An 18,189-nucleotide genomic window follows, 5' to 3' on the forward strand; every position below is an offset into this window, starting at 1 on the left:
CCTCACCGAACACACCGAAACTGGTTTGTAGCTTAACGGTCGTGGCGCGCGCGGGTGGTTGCCGCACCGAGCACCTAGGATTGTGGGCTAACACTGCGGTGAATTCTCGGATATATCCATACAACCCCCATGTGAGTTTTGCGCGGCCCGGGTCGGCCGGTGCGTGGTGCTCCGGCACGAAAAACAGGGGTGATGGGAGCATGCCGTGCAGGTGCTTGGACCGTGGACCGACATCGCGACGATCGCCGCCGTCGGCGGCGGTAAAGCGCGCGGGCTGCACCGCCTGCGCCAGTGCGGATTTCGGGTCCCGGACTGGATCGTGCTCGGCACGGACGTCTTCGCCCAGTTCACCGCGGAGACCGACCTGCTCCGGAAAGTGACCGAGGTCACACTACTGGGTGACCTGGACGCCGCACTCGTCGCGGGTGCCGCCCTGCGGGCCGACATCGTCTCGACCTCGCTGCCCGCCGAGATCCGCGCCGTGATCGCCGACGCCTACGCGCGGCTGGGCGGTCCGATCGCGGTGCGCTCGTCGGTGGTCGCCGAGGACGGGCCGGAACACTCGTACGCGGGGCAGTTCGACTCCTTCCTGAACGTCAACGGCCTCGACGCCGTGCTGGCTCGGGTCCGCGACTGCTGGGCGTCGGCCTTCTCCGAGCGCTCGCTGCGCTACGCCTTCGCCAACGAGCAGCCGCGCGCGGGCGCGGTCGCCGTTGTGCTGCAACGCTTGATCGCGGCCAGGTCCAGCGGCGTGATGTTCACCGCGAACCCGATCAGCGGCGCCCGCGACGAGCTGGTCGTCAGCGCGGTCTACGGGCTCGGCGAGGGCCTGGTGTCGGGCGCGCTGGACGCCGACTCGGTCGTGGTCGACAAGTCCTCCGGCGCCGTGCTGGAAACCGTGCTGGGGGACAAGGACCGGTCGTATGTGGCCGGCGGCGCGCAGGGCTACACGATCAGCGAGATCGACCCGGCGCGGCGCGAGCTGCCCGCCCTGACCGACGCCGAGATCGCCGAGCTGGCCGAACTGGGCCGCAAGGTGGAGGCCGAGTTCGACGCCCCGCAGGATGTGGAATGGGCGATCGACGACGACGGCCTCTGGTTCCTCCAGTCCCGCCCGATCACCACGACCCTCGGGACGCACCCCGGCGCGATCATTCGCGGTGCCGGCGAGGCGGTTCCGGACGGCGAACAACGAATCTGGGACAACTCCAACATCATCGAGAGCTTCAACGGCCTCACCTCCCCGCTGACCTACACCACCGCCGCCGACATCTACGGCCGCGTCTACCACGGTTACGCGAAGTCCCTCCGGGTGCCCGAGGCGCAGCTGCGCCAGACCGAACGCTGGACTCCGGTGCTGCTCGGCTACTTTCACGGCCGCGTGTACTACAACCTGCTGCACTGGTATCGCATGGTCGGCATCGCACCGGGCTATCCGCTGAACCGCAAGGTGCTGGAGGCGGCGCTCGGCGTGGCCGAGCCGCTCGCCGACGACATCGCGAAGACGTTGCGCCCGTTCACCTTCGGCAATCCGCTGCGCCGCCTCCGGTCGCGGGCGGTGACCACGGCGACGTACGTGCGCCGGTTGTTCGGCATCGACGCGGTCGTCGAACAGTTCATGACCGACTTCTACCGCGTCTACGACGAATACGACGCCATCGACTACACCGCCCTCTCCGGCGCCGAAGCCGACGCCGCCTATCGCAGGGTCGACCGCGACCTGGTGGAACGCTGGGGCCCGCTGATGGTCCTCGACGCGATCCTGCTGACCTGCACCGGATTGATGTTCCTGCTGACCAAACTGCTGCTGCCCAAGGCCCCGGAGTGGTTCCTCTACGCGGTGGTCGGCCCCGGCGCCGACGTCGAATCCGCCGAACCGGCCCGCGCGATGAAGGCCCTCGCCGACACCGTCCGTGCCGATCCCGAACTCACCGCCCTGGTGAATTCGGCGGCGCCGGAACAGGTTTACGCCGCGCTGGCGGACCGGCCGGACTTCCGCGCGCGGGTCGACGCCTACATCGACAGCTACGGCTACCGCAGCCTGGACGAGCTCAAGCTGGAGACCCCGGACCTGCGCGAAGATCCGGCGAGCCTGTTCATCATGCTGCGCAGCGCATTACCCGACGCGCCGCTCGGCCACCGCGACGAGGCCGAGGAGTACCTCGACGCCCATCTGCACGGCGTCCGCCGCCGGATCTATGAACGGTTGCGCGGCAAGGTCTCCCGCTGCGCCGCCCACCGAGAGCGCCTGCGGTTCTGCCGGACCAGGGCCTTCGGCATGGTCAAGCGGATGATCCGGGTGATGGGCCGGGATCTGGCCGAGCGCGGAGTCATCGATGAGTTCTCCGATGTGTTCTATCTGACCGTGCAGGAGTTGCGCGGCAGCTACGACGGGGCCGATACCGCCGGCCTGCGCGACCTCGTCGGCGCGCGAAAAGCGCAGCGTGCCAAGGACGCCGGGCTCGTGGCTCCGGCCAGGTTCGTCACCACCGGATCGACCTTCGGCCGCGCCGAACTGGCGGCGCAGGGCTGGGTGCCGATCACCGACACCCCGGCGGCCGCGGCGGGCACGGTGCTCACCGGCACCCCGTCGGCCTCCGGCATCGTGGCGGGAACCGCGGTGGTCGTCGACGAGCCGCGCGATGTCGCCGGTGGCATTCTGGTGGCGTATCGGACCGATCCCGGCTGGGTGGCCGCCCTGCCCTCGGCGTCGGCGCTGGTCATCGAGCGCGGTAGCCCGCTCACCCATGTCGCGATCGTGGCCCGTGAACTCGGGGTGCCGACGGTGGTCCAGGTCAAGGACGTGACCAAAAAGGTACGGACCGGCATGCGGATTCGGGTCGATGGCACGAACGGAACCGTTACTGTGCTGGCCGAAGGAGATGTCCGCGATGAAGCATGACAAAGACGTTGCGGCCGTTCGTGATTGGCTAGCCGACCCGGCCGGGGCGGCCGGGATTCGGCTGGCCGACGAGGCCGGCGGCTGGGACTACCGGAGCTATCCCGAACTGGCCGAGCAGACCTGGTCGATCGCCGCGCTCATGCGCGGGCACGGCATGGGCAGCGGCGACGGCGCCTGCGTGATCATGCCGACCGGATTCCCCTGTATCGCCGCGTTCTACGCGGTCTGGGCGTGCGGCGGGGTGTTCACGCCGGTCGCGCCGCCGATGTTCGGCGATCTCGACCAGATCATCGCGCACATCGCCGGGATCCTGGTGCAGGCCGAGCCCCGGCTGGTGGTCACCTCGACCGAATTCGAGCAGCTCGTCCGGCAGGCGGCGACGGTGGCCGGACGGAGTGACGAGCCACTGGTGATCGACGCGGCCACACTGCGACCGTGCCCGCCCGCTGAGCGCGTGTTCGGCGAGCCGGACGAGTGCGCGCTGCTGCAATTCACCTCCGGCTCCACCGCCGCCCCGCGCGGCGTGCGGGTGAGCTGGCACAACCTGGCCAACAACATCGCGATGATCTCCGAGCTGGTCGAGTGGCGCGCCGGCGAGGCGATGGTGTCGTGGCTGCCGCTGTATCACGACATGGGGCTGGTCGGCGCGTTCCTCACCACCGTGACCAATCAGGGTGAGCTGTGGCTGATGCGCCCGGATCAGTTCGTCCGCGATCCCGCGCGCTGGCTGCGGGCGATGGCGCACGCCCAGCACTCGCCGTCGCCGTCGTTCGCGCTCGGCTATGTGGCGCACCGGGTTTCGCCCGAGGAGATCGCCGATCTGGACCTGTCCGGCTGGCGCACGCTCGCCGTCGGTTCCGAGCCGGTCGAGGTGGCCGACCTGCAGTCGTTCGCGAATCTCACCGGGCCGCTCGGCTTTTCGATGAGTGCGTACACGCTGGCCTACGGTCTGGCGGAGTCGACGCTGATGGTGACCTCTTCGGCGCGGCATCGTCCGATCACCGCGCTGCGCATCGACACCCCGACCCTGCGCTTCGGTGAGCCCGTCACCATCCTCGACCGGGAACTGCTCGACGACACGCATCGGGTCGACGGCGCGGGCTGGATCACCGGACTCGGTTACTCGACCCCCGAATCGACCGTCACGGTGGTCGACGAGAACGGCAGCCCGTTGCCCGACGGAACGCTCGGCGAGATGGTGGTGGTCGGCGACTCGGTGGCGCTGGGCTACTCGGACGAATCCGATGGCGCGTCCACCAGGATCGTGGACGGCGCGCTGTACTCCGGCGATGCCGGATTCCTGCATCGCGGTGAGGTATTCGTGATCGGCCGGATGGGGTCGAGCCTGAAGGTGCGTGGGCGTTCGGTGTTCATGGAGGACATCGAATCGCGCGTTGCCCAGGAAACCGGGATCACCAAGGGCAAACTCGCCGCCGTAGCGATCACCGAGCCAGGTGGGCAAGGCATCGCGCTGTTCGCGGAGTCGGCGCCGGGCGACTGGATTAGCGCGGCGCGCAAGATCATTCGTGGCGAGCTGGGGCCCGCGCAGACGGTCACCATCGTCACCGGTCCGCGCGGGATCATCCGGCGCACGTCGAGTGGCAAGCCGCGCAGGCGATACATGTGGGACCAGTTCCGCGGCGGGGCGCTGGCGGACGCGGTCGTGCACGAGGCAGAAGCCACGTCCACTGAGACACTCGGATCTCCCGGTGAACGCCGGGATCCGGTCGCCGTGCCCGTGCCTGCGCTGGCCGCCGAACGGGTCGGCCAGTTGCTCGACAGTGCGTTGGAAAGCGTGGCGATTCCCGCGGATTCGACCGTCCTGTTCGAGGGTTCACTTGCCGAGGGCTTCGGCAACGAGGGGTCCGACGTGGACTTCCTGGTGCTCGCCCCCGGCGACGAGGAACTGCCCACGCTGCCGACCGTGCTGTTCGTCGACGGACGCCGGGTGGAGGTACGCACGCGCTCGGAGTCCCAGATGCGGCGGCAGCTCGCACAGGTGGCCGACGCCGCGACCGTTGCCCAGCTGGACGAGGATCTGCTCAACCGATGTCAACGGTTCCTGCGCGCGACGGTTGTCCGCGCGGGAGCCGTCGAGGTCGACGAGTTGCGTTCGCTACTGCCGCATTCCACCTTCATGAGGTTGATCGCGGACTGGTGGACCGCTCGAGCGCAGCAGGCCCTGCGCTACGCCATCGCACTGCGCTCGCTGCGGGCGCGCGACGAGGCGATCGACTGGGCGCGTGACGGCTTGCTCCAGGCGATCAAGGGCTGGGCCGCGCGCCGGGGCGAAAGTTATCTGGAAACCAAATGGCTTCCGCGGCAACTCGATCGGATCGGCGACGACGAAGTCATCGATCGCTACCGCGATCTCGGCGATCCGCGCGCGTGGGCGGGTGACGACCCGGAGCGGAGCTACGGCGACGCACTGCCCGGCGTACTCGGCGATGCGCAGGCGCGGGCGCTGTCCGAGCAGGCAACGTGGACCCAGGTTCTCGAACTCGCCGCGGAACTGGGCGTCGAGGGCGTCACCGACGATCCCGACCAGATCCTGTTCGTCAGGAGACCCAAGGTCACCACGTGGAACATCGGTCAGCGCGTGCACGTCATTCGCGGTGACAGCGACGTTTTCGTCCTCTCGGACAGCGGGGCTCGCGCCTGGCGTTCGGTGGTCTTCCGGCATTCGCTCGCCGCCGTGCTGTCCCGCGCGCCGCACGACATCACCGCTGAACTCGCCGAGTTCCTCCGGCTCGGCTTCGTCGGATTGCAGTGGCGCTGTGGCGAAGTCCTGACACCCGCGCTGGCCATGTGCAAACCGGTGCGGCCTTACACGCCGGTGCCGTCCGCGGCGGCCCCCGCGCTCGGCGTCACCGGGGCCGCGCGCGCAGACCTGATCGCGACCCTCTCACCGCTGCCCGCGCATCGGTTCACCGAGTGCGCGATGAACCTGGTGTGGTCGAACATCGTGTTGGAGAACGCCCGCGAGGATCTGGCGGGCGCGATCAAGAACGGTCAGGGCGCCGTCGCCGACCTCGCCGCACACCGGATGATCGCGATGGCGGTCCGAGTGACGCTGTCCGCCTTCGGCATTCATCCATTGCCCGCCGACGTCGCACCGCCATCGACCCTGCGCCGCCTCCTCCCGCCGCACGCCGAGCACCGGGACGAGCTGGTGGCGCGGCTGGAATCGGCTCGGCAGGTTCGGTTCTCGGAATCCGGGGATGCCGTCATCGGTCTCGCCGTCCTCGACGACTTCGTCACCCTCGTCCGCTCCGTCGCCGCGGACCCGGCCGTCACCGCCTTTCCGGCCTCGTTCGATTCGCGCGAGCAATGGCGGCGCACGCTCGCCATCGGCTACGACTGGCTGCGCGTCGCCGGCTATCTCGACACCGACCTGCCCCTGGACGAGGCCCGCGACCTGCTGGCCTCCGGTGGGCAGCAGCCGCACCTCCGCGTGGAAGGAATGCCGCAGCCATGACCGCCGTCGCCGATGCCGCGGTCGCCGAGCGGGTGCGCAAGCTGGTCCAGGCCATGGCCCCGGACCCGCGCGCGCTCGCCGCCGACGACCGAAGGCTGGTCGAGGACCTGGGTTTCGAGTCGCTGCGATTGATGGAGCTGACCGTCGCGCTCGAGCGCACCTTCGGTCTCCCGCGCCATCGGCCGGAGCGGTTGGCCGGCATCCGCCGGGTCGGCGACGTCGTCACGCTGGTCACGACGGGCCTCGCCGCGGGGGTCGGCGACGAGCACGGCAGGCCGGCGGCGAAGGATCGCAGCCGCCTGCTCGGCCACGTCGGCGCCGAGCGGCAGCACGACGACGGAATGGGCAGGCGCGACACGGTATTGGTCACCGGCGCGAGCGGGCTGGTCGGCTCCGAGGTGGTGGCGCGCCTGGCCGCGGCGAGCCGTCCGGTCGCCGCGGTGCTGCACAACAACGCGCGCATCGTCCGCAACGACGGCACCGCACTCGGTGCGGGCAGTCCGGTCGCGGGCGACATCCGGATGCCGGGATTCGGTCTGTCCCCGCGGGATTCCGCGGACCTGTCCGAACGGGTCGGCACGATCGTCCACTGCGCGGCCACCACCGCGTTCGACGCCGACGCGACCGACTATCACGAACTCAATGTGCGCGGCACCGCGAATGCGGTGGCGCTGGCCAAGGCCTGGGACGTCCAGCTGGTCTACGTCAGCACCGCCTACGTGTGCGGCAACCGAAGCGGCGTGATCGAGGAGAACGAACTCGACGCGGGCCAGACCTTCGGAAACCGATACGAGGAAAGCAAGTTTCATGCCGAGCACCTGGTCCGCGCGGCGGGCGGACACGGCCTGCGCTGGGCGATCGTGCGGCCCGGCATCGTCACCGGCGCCCTCGGCACCGGTGCCATCCGCGAATACAAGAATCTCTACACCGTGGTCAAGCTGATGGTCGAGGGCAAGCTGCGCTCGCTGCCCGGCCGCTACGACGCGACGCTCTCGCTGGCACCGGTCGATCATGTCGCCGAGGTGATCGCCGCCGCCGTATTGGATTTCGACTCGGCCCATCGGCGCACCTTCCATGCGGTCGGCCGGGACACGCTGTCGCTGCGCGAGGTATCCGATGTGCTCGCCGAATACCCGTCGTTCGAGGTTGCGACGTTCGTGCCCGCGGCCACCTTCCGCGAAGACGACCTCGGCGCCGTCGAACGCGAGTACTACCGGCGCATCGGCTCGCTCTACACCAGCTACTTCGAGCGGCGACTGAGCTTCGCCACCGCGAATGCCGAAGTGCTGCTCGGCAAACCAGCACCATCCACCGGCAAGGAGTACCTGCGCGTGCTGCTGGATCACTGCCTGGAATCCGGCTATCTCGGTGTGCCGTTGCCGTCGATCGAAGACATATTGGCAGGCAATGACTCCGGTGGGGCGGGCCGGTGACCGCGCCGCTGCGCGAGCTGCTCGCCGCGCTGACCCCGCAGCCGGAGAAGGTGACGGCCTACGCCGACGACACCTACCTGCAAGAGACCGTCGAGCAACTCGACCGCCTCGGCGTCGACGCCGCGAAGTTCGCCAGAGCGCACTCGATGCTGCTGCTCAAGCCGGACGCCATCGTCGCCAGATCGGTCGAGCCGACGCTGAACTGGTTGACGGACAACGGCTTCCGAGTTGTCTCCGCCTTCCGTGTCGCGGTCGACCGGCACTTCGCGCGGGCGCTGTGGTACTTCGCCTGGAACATCGCCTCGCCCGAACGCAGGCGCCTGGCCGATCTCCTGGTCGGCATCTCGGATGTCCTGGTGCTCGTCGTCCGCGGCGAGGACGCGGAACTGCCTGTCCCCGTACGCCTTACCGAGGCCAAGGGGCCGACCGATCCGGGTAAGCGTCAACCCGGCGAGCTGCGCCACCTGCTCGGCCGGCACAGCTATCTGCTGAATCTGGTGCATTCGCCCGACGATCCCGCCGACGTGCTGCGGGAGCTCGCCATCTATCTGGACGAGGACCGCCGGGCGAAGGTGATCGCGCAGGCCGGTGACGGGGCCGACCGCTCGTCCGAGGCCATCGCGATCGCGCACGACCTCTACACGCAGGCGCCCGCGCGCAGCTTCGACCGTGCCGACGCGCTCGGCCGGATTCTGCGTGACCTGGAGAAAGCCGGTGCCGCACCGGCTTTCGCGGATCGGACGGACGCGGACTGCGCGCAGCTGCTGTATTCCGCGTGGGCCGAGGGGCGGGAACTCGATCCGTGGTCGGTGATCGTGCTCGGGTCCTATGTACTCCCGATGCGGGTCGGGACGCGGCCGCAAACGCTGCGCCCGGTGACCGCGAAAGACTGGCTGGAGGAACGACCGTGACGGCAAACGTGGAAACGGTGAAGACCGCGACCCATCTACGCACCATCTCGCGCGAGCTGGCGCACCGGTGCGCGGTGTCGGAGGTGTTCGTCACCTCGATGGACGCCGTGACCGAGGACGAGTTCGTGGTCGGCGCCCAGTTACCCAGGATGCACGCCTATTACGGTGACCATCTCGGCTCGCTCGGCCTGCGCCACGACCCGCTGCTGGTGATGGAGGCCGCCCGGCAGGCCGCGATCGCGCTCAGTCACGAGTTCTACGGTGTGCCTTCGGACATGGCGTTCATCGTGCGCACCTTCAACGGCACCGGCGCGGACACCCCGGCCTGGGAGGTCGGCTCCGCCCCGGCCGATCTGGTGATGCGCGCACGGGTGCCCCGGCGGCACGTGCGCGGTGAGACGGTGCAGGGCCTGGACATGGTGCTCGAAATCGATTGCGGCGACGAGTCGATGATGACCGTCGACGGCTCGTTCTCCTGGATGACGCCGCGGCAATGGGCCGGGCTGCGCGGGGCGTTCCGGAAGAGCCTCGGCCTCGGGGCGTTCGTCGGCGCTTCGGCGCTCGCCGATCGCGCGGTCGCGGCCGAGGTGGGGCGGGAGAACTGGCGCAATGTCGTGATCGCCGCGCCGGAGTTGGCGGGGAACACCGCGCGGGCGGCGCTGGTTCCCGACCTGGGTCATCCGTTCCTGTTCGATCATCAACTCGACCACGTTCCGGGCAGCCTGCTGATCGAGGCGTGCAGGCAGACCGCGTTGGCCATGGTGCTGCACCGGGCGCCCCGATTGGAATGCGTCGGAAGCGCTTTCGAGCGATTCGTGGAGCTGGATCGCCCCGCCGAGTGCGTCGCGGAGATCACCGGCCAGCAGGCCGACCGGACCGTGATCCACTGCGAGATCCGGCAGGCCGACGCGGTCGCCGCCGAACTCGATCTCGAATTCGCCGACGACGAACTGGGTTTCGACGCCGGGGAACCGGAGTCCGCGTGACGAATCCGCTGGTGTCCGTGGTGCGTATCGCCCGGTTCACCGCGGTGATGTACAAACCGCACTACTTGCTGTACGGGGTGCTGTGGGTGCTCGCCCTGGAGGGCACCGCTTCGCTGGTGACGCAGCCGGATTCGGCATGGCGGCCGACCGGGGCGACCGTGGTCCGGATCGTCGTGGTCGCGTTCGTGCTGCTGTATCTGCGAATGGTCGACGAACAGAAGGATCTCGAATACGACCGCGTGCACAACCCGGACCGGCCGCTGGTGACCGGGGCGGTGAGCGCGGTCGAACTGCGAGTCGCCATGGGGCTCATCGCGGTCGGCGCCATCTCCGGCAGTCTCGCGCTGTCCGTCGGCTCCGCCGTGATGATCGCTGTCGCAATGGCTTACGGATTGGTGCTGTGGGGACTGGAGCGGCTGTTCGCTACCGTGCGCGCCGATATCTTGTTGAACCTGATCGTGACCTATCCGGTGCAGCTGCTCGTCACGGGCTACATCGTGGTCTCGGCGATCGACACCGGTGCGGTGCGCGCGCACTGGCAGGCCGCGGCGGTTGCCGGTGTCTTCGCCGGCGCGTTCCTTCAATTCGAGTTCGCCAGAAAGACCTCGCGCGAGCGTCGTCCGGGTGCGCTGTGGTATTCGAATGCGCTGGGCGCCAAGGGAAGTACCGCGGCGTCGCTGCTCTGCGCGGCGGCCGCGGTCCTGGTCGACCTGCTGCTCGTCCGCCCGTGGGACTATCCGCCGCCGTCGTCCCTCGTCGCCTGGCTGCCCATCCTGTTGCTACTGATCCCCGCCCTCGGCGCACTGAAGTTCCTGCGCGGCGACCGCACGGACTACCCACCCGCCCCCGCCGTCCTCTTCATCCTCGCTCTCTACCTCACCCTGATCGCCCAAGCCCTGACCCTGCCGTAGCGGATCTCGCCGCCGGTGCTCCGTCGTGTCCCGCACCGGCGAGGCTCGGGTCTGGTGGAATGGCCGGGGGTTGATCAAGGGGGAACGCTTGATCAAGATGCGGTGACCGGACCGATTCCGGCTGGAGTGCACCATCGCGCCGAGAAAGGGATTCACTGTGAGCACCGTGCGACGAATCGTCGGAGGTGGCTGCTTGTTCGTGCTCGTCTGCGGCACCGTGATTGCCAGAGCCGACCGGGCGGCCGCCGACCCCGGCGGTTGCTACGTCGACCGCGGCCTCACCGACGCCGTCGCCCTCTGCCACGAGGGGTATGGGTCCACCGTGCTCGAGGTCGAATGCCTCGGCATCAGCGTCCCCGCCACCCCCGACAGCCCCATCTTCGGCCCCTACCCCGGCGCCGATTCCCCCGCGGCCGCCGCCGGCCAGTCGATGCGCGCCTCCTGCGTGACCCCCACCGCCCTCGGCATCACCACCCGCGCCTTCGTCTCACCCGCCTGAGCCACAGTTCCCCCACCGCCCACTCAACTCAGCAGACCCCAGGTCGATGGAACCCGATCAACCGCTCTCCGACCACCGCTGACGATCTGCCCCGAAAGGCGGCGGTGTAATGCCAATCAAAGTAGGCCGCTGAACCGGGCTTGTGCGCCTCACACCTCCGGCCCGCGAGAGCAGCGAGGCGGTCCTGGACCGCGGGTGTGGCTGTTTCATCGGCGATACAGAGTCGGCCGGTGTGATCGACGGAGATCCAGCCGTCCTCGTACAAGGCGTCACAGCCGAAGGTGCAGGCCAGCATGGCCACGTTGAACAGGTCGCGGCGCTCGTCCTCGGTGCAATGCTCGCGCCTCTTGATGTGGGCAGCAACGAGCAGACTTACGGGGAACTCGTTTCCACATACTGCACAGGTACCGGTCGCACCTGATCCGACCAGGATTCGACGTAGTCGTGATTGCTCACGCCGGATCTTGGCTGGGCGCAGGCCGTCCGTCTCACCGACGATCGGATCTCCGGCCTCGATCGTGACTGCGCTGCGGGAGAGGTCTTGTGCCAGTTGCTCGGCGTCCGCGGGCTCGTAATCGGGAACGATGATTCGCAGGAGCAGCCGCTTGCGGTTGTTGCCTTCTTTCTGCGATGTCGATGACAGGCCGACGCGCCCCTGTGCCCGGGTCAGATCGAGACGGCATTGGGGAATATCGGAGATGGTCGACATCGTGATCGGGTCGGTCAGCAGCTGTCGGTCATTGGCGGCAAGTCTCGTTGCGTTTGCCGAGACGACCTCGGCCCCAACGATTGTCGCGTCGAGTTCACGCAGCCGGGCGAGCAGCAGTTCCAGTAACGGAACATAGTCGCTGTTGCGAGGCAGCGGGCTGCCGACCACTTTGCCGCCGGCGCTTTCGATGATCAACGAGAACGCGTCGCCGTCGGCGCCCACAGAGAATTCGGCGTTGAGCACCGTGCCGTCGCTGTTCTCGGCACGATGGCGGTGCGGCTTCAGGATCTGCGCGGGACCTTCGATGGTGCTGCTGCCTGCGTCGACTGCATCCATGCCGCGGACTTTAGCCTCCAGCACCGACAACTGAGATCGACGCAGGTCGCTGAGCGCGGTTAGCCGTAGAGGCGGATGAAGTCTTGGATGGGGTCGACTGCGGGGAGGGTGTAGGTCGGCGGTGGCGGGTCAGCCGACTTTTCGGACGGCGGTGACCATTGCCGCCGTGTAGTGCACGGTGAAGCTGCCGCCGGCGGCGTCGATGACCGCGCCGAGGCCGGCCAGTACCTGGTCGAGCAGCGGTTGGGGGAGGCGGGTGGTGGCGCCGGTGGTGGCGGAGTATTCGAGCCATTCGTCGCGGGTGTACCGCTGTTCCCACTCGAATTGCTGTTGCTGCGGCTCGCCGAAGGCTCCCGATCGGCGGATGCCGTCGGAGGTTTTGTCGCACATCGACGCGTAGAGCTGCAACGCGGAGCCGGTGGGGACCTGGCCGACCGGGGAGTCGGGGACCAGTCGGCGGAAGACATCGGCGAAGTCGCGCTCGAGGTCCGGCGGCGGCTGGCTCACGTTCCAGAACGGGGCCAGCACTCCGCCCGGTCGCAGCACCTCGGCCGCTTTGGCCGCGCCGGCGACGGTGTCCACCCAGTGCCAGGCCTGGCCGGCGACGACGAGGTCGAAGGTCCGGCCCGCGGGATCCCAGGCCTCGAAGGTGGACACCTCGACCTCGGTCCCGCCGCGGCGCGCGAATTCGGCCATGCGCTCGTCGGGTTCGACGCCGAAGACGTGACAGCCCGCCGCGCGGAACTGCCGCGCGACGATGCCGGTGCCGATGCCGACGTCCAGTACGTCGCGTCCCGGGCCTGCGGCGATGATCGCCTGCACCATCGCGTCGGGATACCGGGGCCGGGAGCGGTCGTAGCGCTCGGCGTCGATGCCGAACGACTCGGCGATCTCGCGAGCCTGATGCGATTCTTGCTGGGGAAGGGGCGACGCCCCCGAAGGTATAGTGGGCATGCGCCCACTATAAGTGGGCACATGCCCACTCTTCAACCGTTCGACGAAAGGAGAAGCACACAGTGCCGACCGGAGTGGCCATGCGCGACGTGCGCGAGCAACTGTTCGACGCCGCCGAACGCATCCTGATTCAGGCCGGCCCGAGCGCGCTGACCAGCCGCGCGGTCACCACCGAGGCGGCCTGCGCCAAGGGCGTGCTGCACCGGCACTTCGCCGACTTCGACGACTTCCTCGCCGAACTCGTGCTCGACCGCATCGCACGCATCGACCAGCAGAGCGCCGCGTTGCGCGCGGCCGCGGGCACCGGCACGGTGGTCGGCAATCTCGGCGACGCGTTGACCGAGGTCTTCGGAACGGTCGCGGTGGCCATCGTCAGCCTGGTCACCTTCCGGGACGAGTTGCGCGCCAGGCTCCGCCGGACCAGGCCGACAGGCGTTCCGCTGCTGGCGGAGGCGACGGCGATGATCGCGGACTACCTGGGGGCGGAGCGCGACCAGGGCCGCATCGCGGTGACGGCCGACGTAGAAGTACTGGCCCCCACGCTGATCGGCGCCGGGCATCTCCTGTTCGCCGACCGCAAGGGCGCCCCGCCGGAGCCTGAAGCAGTTGGCCGGGTGGTGAACACGGTCATCGCCGGCGTGCTCACCCCCTAGCCGGGCACGGCCTCGAGCACGTTGTCCGGCGAAACCGTCGGCACGATCCGGCTGAGCGTGAATCCGAAGCGCGCCAAGAACTTCCGATACTCCTCGGCGCTGCGCTCACGACCGCCCGTGTGCACCAGCATTTCGAGATCGATGTACTTACCCGGATGCGGTCGAGTGTTCTCCGGAACCACCAGCTCGATGATCAACAGGCGCGCATCGGGTTTCATCGCCGCACGAACGGTCTTCAGGATCCGTCCCGCGTCGTCCTCGGGCCAGTCGTGCAGGATGTGCTTGAGGATGTAGGCATCACCGCCCTGCGGAACCGCGTCGAAGAACGATCCGCGCTCGACCGTGCACCGGTCGGCCAGCCCGAGTTCGTCCAGCCGCCTGCTCGCCGACTCGGCCACCTCCGGCAGCTCGAACAGAACACCCCTGGATCGTGGCGCCCGGCACAGGATTTCGGCGAGCATCGTGCCCTCGCCACCGGCGACGTCGACCAGCGTCTCGAACTGCGCGAAGTCGTAGGCCGCGAGCAGCGGAGCAAGCCCCAGGCTGCCGATGCTGGTCATCGCGTTGTCGAACAGCGCGCCCAGCTCCCGATCGGCGCGCACGTGCTCGAAGAACGACATGCCGTGCAGCGCCCGGCCGACCGGCTGCCCGGTGCGCACCGCGTCGACGAGGTGCGACCAGTTCTCCCGATGGATCGAGCAGCCGAAGAACAGTGCGGCGTCTCGCAACGAAACGCCGGCATCCCGGCGCAGTGCCCGCGCCATCGGCGTCAGCGCGTACCGGCCGTCCCGTCGCCGGGTGAAGATCCCGTGACCGATCAGCAGCCGCAGCAACCGGTGCAGCGCATCCTCATCGGCCCCGACCAGCTTCGCCAGCTCGGCGCCGTCGCGCGGCCCGTCGGCCAGCGCGTCGGCGACCCCGAGCTCGGCGGCGGCATGAATCGCCTGCGTCAACCACCCGGCGGCCAGCATCTCCATCACGGCGACCTGACCGGGCACCAGCTTGCGGTAGGCGACCGAAAGTCCGTTGCGCACCAACTCGACCGCGCGAACCAGCCCTGGCGGCGGCATTCTCGGCTGGTCGGATGCCACGGGGCGACTCCCATCCGCTCGACGGTCAGCGCTTTGCGCCAACCAGCAGGGTACGGGCCGCCGCGGCGCCGTGCGCCGGACACCGGTCGATGAAAGCGGAACCGCTCAGAAACGCCAGCGCGTCGCGCCGCCGGGCTCGACCGTGCCGAGCGCCGTCGCCGTGGTCGCGGTGATGCGGTAGACGTGCCAGGGCGGCGGGCCGGCCGACGGCGCGCTGTACTCGGCGGTGAGCGCCTGGCCGCTCTCGTCGACCGTGGCCGGCCAGCCGTCCGCGGCATAGCGCGCGGCGATCTCGGCGACCGCCGCCGGGTCGGTGACCAGCGCGGCCGTGCCGTCGACGGTGAGGTCGAAGTCGTGCAGGGCGATGCTGATCGTGCAGCGCGGATCGCGGGCGAGGTTGCGCCCCTTGCGGGTTCGCGTGCCGGTGGTGAACCAGAACGCGCCGTCGAGCCAGAGCGCGCCGAGCGCGGTCACGTGTGGGCTGCCGTCCGGGTTGATCGTGCTCAACCAGTAGGTGTGCCGGTTCGGGCCGCCGGTGTCCGGGGCCTGCGGGATGTTCGCGTCGAGCTTCGATTCGATGTTCGCCCAGTCCAGCTCCGGCAACGAGTAGAGGTCGGCGAGGTTGGTGGTGTCCATACTGTGCTGACGATACGACGGCGCGGAACTCATCGGCGCCGGACGCACCCGCGGCCGGTCATGGGCGGGCCCGCAGCACCACCGGCAGCCGGGACGGGGCGGCGACGAAGTCACGATTCGACGGCTTCACCTGGTAGCCGGGGTCGGCGACCGGCTCCCACCGAGCGAACAGGGCGGCGGTCGCGAGCGTGATCGTCATCAGCGCGAAGTTGTTGCCCGGGCAGTGCCGGTTGCCCACCCCGAACGGCAGGATCGCCTGCTTGTCGATCTCCTCGACCCGGCCGGGGAACCAGCGATCGGGGTCGAAGGTTTCCGGGTCCGGGTAGTAGTGCGCGTTGTGATGGATCATGTACGGGCTGTACACCACCATGGCGCCGTCGGGCAGCGTGGTGCCGCCGAGCGTGACCGGACCGTCCGCGGTGTGCGTGCTGACCCACGGCCCCCAGAACCGCAGGGTCTCCAGCACCACCAGCCGCAGGTAGGGCAGCTCGGCGACGCGGTCGGGCGGGACCGGCCCGTCGCCGACGAAATCGTCCAGCTCGCGGCGCAATTCGGCGGCGATGTCCGGATTGCGCATGACCTCGTGCCAGACCCAGCCGAGGATGGACGCGGTCGAGCCGACGCCGGCCGCGAGCATGAGCAGCAGCTCGTCGATGATCTCCTCGTCCGACAGCCGGGTACCGGTCTCCGGGTCGCTGTGCCGCACCAGCGCGGACAGCACATCGTGGAAATCCCGGTCGGCGCGGCGGTATTCGGCGACCACGGCGCCGATCTCGGCGCGCAGCCGATGCGACTTGGCGGTGAACCGGCGGTTGGCCACGACGCGCAGGCGGCGCACCGGCGGCGGCAACGCCGCGCGCTGGATCACCTGGCCGAGCAGCCACGGAATGGTCTGCTGCACTTCCCGTTTCGCGTCCGCGCCGAACTCGGCGGTGAACAGGGTCGAGGAGATGGTGTCGAGGACGAGCCGGTGTGCCTCGTCGACCAGATTCAGTTGCCGGCCCGGCCGTAACGATGCCGACCAGGTGTTCGCCAAATCGGCGACGACCACGGCATATTCGGCCAGCCGGCGCTGCCGCAGCGCGGGCGCGATCATCCGGCGGCGCAGCTCGTGCGGCTTGCCGCTGAGCACATTGGACGCGCCGCGGATCACCTCCTGGATCGCGTCCCGCAGCTCCTCGCGGTGGAATTCGCCCGCCGCACCGAAGCTCACCTCGCGAATGAGCTTGGGGGTGGTGAGCACGTAGGCGGGTCGCGGCCCGAGATAGATCCGGACGATCGGGCCGACGCCGGCCAGCGACGTGACGAACTTCAGCCCGTCGCGCAATGCCGCTACGCTGTGGCCGAGCAGGGGGAGTCGGCCAGGGGCGGTGGGCACATTCGGAATGATCTGTGGCATAGCGGTTTTCGTACCTCTGGCCAGGTCGGTGTAGATCGACAGGACGGCCTCGGTGAGACGGGACTGCCGGGCGTCGTCGGCGTGATCGGTGAGGACCTTGCGCATCGGCGCCAAGTGTTCCGGGTGCTCGGCGAGTTCGCGCAGCGAATCGGCGAGCGCCGCCACGGATGGGTCGCGCGTGCAGACCCCGCCGCCCTCGGGCACCGTCTCGGCCAGATCCGGATCGCAGTAGACGACGGGCAGCCGCATCGTCACCGCCTCCAGCAGGGCCATGCCCTGGGTATCGAAACCCGATGAGGGAAAGAGCAATACGTCGTGCGCCGCCATGGCGGCCAGGCAGTCCGCCTGGCTGACCCCGCCGTGCAGCCGCACGCGGTGGTCCAGGCCGCCGCTCTCGATCGCCGCCCGCGCCCGCGCGTACAGCTCGCCCGAGCCGTAGATGTCGAACGTGCAGTTCTCGACGCGCCGCACCGCCTCGATGGCTTCGAGTAGCCGCTTCTCCCCGGACAGCCTGGCACACCACAGGATTCGCAGTGGACCGTTCCCGGCTTCGGGCTCGAGAGTCCGTGCCTCGTCGAGCAACTCGTCATCGATTCCGTTGGAGATCACCCGAATCGGCCGATCGAGCCCGTGCGCCAGAATGCGCGTGGCGAAATGCGCGGTCGGCACGATCACCCGATCGGCGGCCTGCGCCTGCGCGACCATCGTCCGCCAGGCATGCCGCGCCGCGCGGGACTCGTTGTTGCGCGGCATCTTCCCGCGATGCGAGACGAAACGCCCGTGCAGCGCGCGCATGGTGAGCGCGGACAGGTACGGCACGGGGGAGGTGTTGGCGATGAACACATCATCGCGACTGTGCACCGTGTGCACCACCGGAATCCCGTGCCGCCGCGCCGCCCGCAGCCCGGCGATGGCCACGCCATAGGTGGTCTGGGTGTGCACGACGTCGATCGGCCCGCGTTCGGCGAAGACCGCGTCGATCAACCGGTTGTTCGCCGGAGTGGGCAACACCATGGCGAAACCGTTGACCACAACCCCGCCGAGTGCGGAAAGGACCACAATGTCCTGCTCCGATTCGGTAGATTCCGGCGTGGGCGCGGTGAACACGGTGACGCGGTGGCCGAGCCGCTCGAGCCCGCGACGCTGGGCGTGTACCGAGGTCTGGATCCCGCCGAGGGTCGCGGGATGAAAGTCCGTGAACAGCGCGACGTGCATGCGACCACGGTACGGACATGTGCACCATGCGCATGCTGGATGAACGACGAGTCGCCGACCCGCGGCCCGACGACTG

The 18,189-nt window shown here is 69.0% G+C and carries 13 protein-coding genes; 8 read left to right on the plus strand and 5 right to left on the minus strand.

The genetic code is table 11. The annotated features are described in order from the left end of the window. Positions 1 to 205: 205 nt before the first annotated feature. From ACFQ9K_RS21890 to ACFQ9K_RS21920, 7 genes are all read left to right on the plus strand, one after another. Complete coding sequence (locus tag ACFQ9K_RS21890; protein ID WP_378722939.1) at positions 206 to 2,902, plus strand: phosphoenolpyruvate synthase; 2,697 nt, start codon at positions 206 to 208, stop codon at positions 2,900 to 2,902. Next, on the plus strand, positions 2,892 to 6,380 hold the full coding sequence (locus ACFQ9K_RS21895; protein WP_378722938.1) for an AMP-binding protein: 3,489 nt from the start codon (positions 2,892 to 2,894) through the stop codon (positions 6,378 to 6,380). Before ACFQ9K_RS21890 ends, ACFQ9K_RS21895 begins: the two co-directional genes overlap by 11 nt. Further along, the gene (locus tag ACFQ9K_RS21900; RefSeq protein ID WP_378722937.1) at positions 6,377 to 7,813 is read left to right on the plus strand and encodes an SDR family oxidoreductase; all 1,437 of its coding nucleotides are present in this window, start codon (positions 6,377 to 6,379) and stop codon (positions 7,811 to 7,813) included. The genes ACFQ9K_RS21895 and ACFQ9K_RS21900 overlap by 4 nt, the downstream gene beginning before the upstream one ends. Continuing rightward, positions 7,810 to 8,724 (plus strand): nucleoside-diphosphate kinase, encoded by a 915-nt coding sequence (locus ACFQ9K_RS21905; RefSeq protein WP_378722935.1) that lies wholly within the window; start codon positions 7,810 to 7,812, stop codon positions 8,722 to 8,724. The genes ACFQ9K_RS21900 and ACFQ9K_RS21905 overlap by 4 nt, the downstream gene beginning before the upstream one ends. After that, positions 8,721 to 9,710, plus strand: a complete 990-nt coding sequence (locus ACFQ9K_RS21910) for a ScbA/BarX family gamma-butyrolactone biosynthesis protein (protein ID WP_378722934.1) — start codon at positions 8,721 to 8,723, stop codon at positions 9,708 to 9,710. The genes ACFQ9K_RS21905 and ACFQ9K_RS21910 overlap by 4 nt, the downstream gene beginning before the upstream one ends. Then, complete coding sequence (locus ACFQ9K_RS21915) at positions 9,707 to 10,621, plus strand: hypothetical protein (protein ID WP_378722933.1); 915 nt, start codon at positions 9,707 to 9,709, stop codon at positions 10,619 to 10,621. Before ACFQ9K_RS21910 ends, ACFQ9K_RS21915 begins: the two co-directional genes overlap by 4 nt. A 157-nt stretch (positions 10,622 to 10,778) precedes the next feature. Continuing rightward, the gene (locus ACFQ9K_RS21920; RefSeq protein WP_378722932.1) at positions 10,779 to 11,120 is read left to right on the plus strand and encodes a hypothetical protein; all 342 of its coding nucleotides are present in this window, start codon (positions 10,779 to 10,781) and stop codon (positions 11,118 to 11,120) included. Between the two features lie 28 nt (positions 11,121 to 11,148). On the opposite strand, the gene ACFQ9K_RS21925 is transcribed toward ACFQ9K_RS21920, so the two are convergent. Further along, complete coding sequence (locus ACFQ9K_RS21925) at positions 11,149 to 12,165, minus strand: hypothetical protein (RefSeq protein ID WP_378722931.1); 1,017 nt, start codon at positions 12,163 to 12,165, stop codon at positions 11,149 to 11,151. 129 nt (positions 12,166 to 12,294) lie between these two features. Next, positions 12,295 to 13,119, minus strand: a complete 825-nt coding sequence (locus tag ACFQ9K_RS21930) for a class I SAM-dependent methyltransferase (protein WP_378722930.1) — start codon at positions 13,117 to 13,119, stop codon at positions 12,295 to 12,297. Between the two features lie 62 nt (positions 13,120 to 13,181). Between ACFQ9K_RS21930 and ACFQ9K_RS21935 the strand changes: the two genes are divergently transcribed. Next, positions 13,182 to 13,772, plus strand: coding sequence for a TetR/AcrR family transcriptional regulator (locus ACFQ9K_RS21935; RefSeq protein ID WP_378725211.1), 591 nt, complete (start codon positions 13,182 to 13,184; stop codon positions 13,770 to 13,772). On the opposite strand, the gene ACFQ9K_RS21940 is transcribed toward ACFQ9K_RS21935, so the two are convergent. From ACFQ9K_RS21940 to ACFQ9K_RS21950, 3 genes are all read right to left on the minus strand, one after another. After that, the gene (locus ACFQ9K_RS21940) at positions 13,769 to 14,863 is read right to left on the minus strand and encodes a methyltransferase (protein WP_378725209.1); all 1,095 of its coding nucleotides are present in this window, start codon (positions 14,861 to 14,863) and stop codon (positions 13,769 to 13,771) included. The two genes, ACFQ9K_RS21935 and ACFQ9K_RS21940, sit on opposite strands and share 4 nt — an antisense overlap. 105 nt (positions 14,864 to 14,968) lie before the next feature. Continuing rightward, the gene (locus ACFQ9K_RS21945; protein ID WP_378725207.1) at positions 14,969 to 15,499 is read right to left on the minus strand and encodes a pyridoxamine 5'-phosphate oxidase family protein; all 531 of its coding nucleotides are present in this window, start codon (positions 15,497 to 15,499) and stop codon (positions 14,969 to 14,971) included. Positions 15,500 to 15,557: 58 nt separating this feature from the next. After that, positions 15,558 to 18,113, minus strand: coding sequence for a cytochrome P450 (locus tag ACFQ9K_RS21950; RefSeq protein WP_378725205.1), 2,556 nt, complete (start codon positions 18,111 to 18,113; stop codon positions 15,558 to 15,560). Between the last annotated feature and the right edge of the window lie 76 nt (positions 18,114 to 18,189).

The sequence above is a fragment of the Nocardia sp. NPDC056564 genome (genome assembly GCF_042793755.1).
In the GTDB taxonomy this organism is placed as follows: Bacteria; Actinomycetota; Actinomycetes; order Mycobacteriales; family Mycobacteriaceae; genus Nocardia.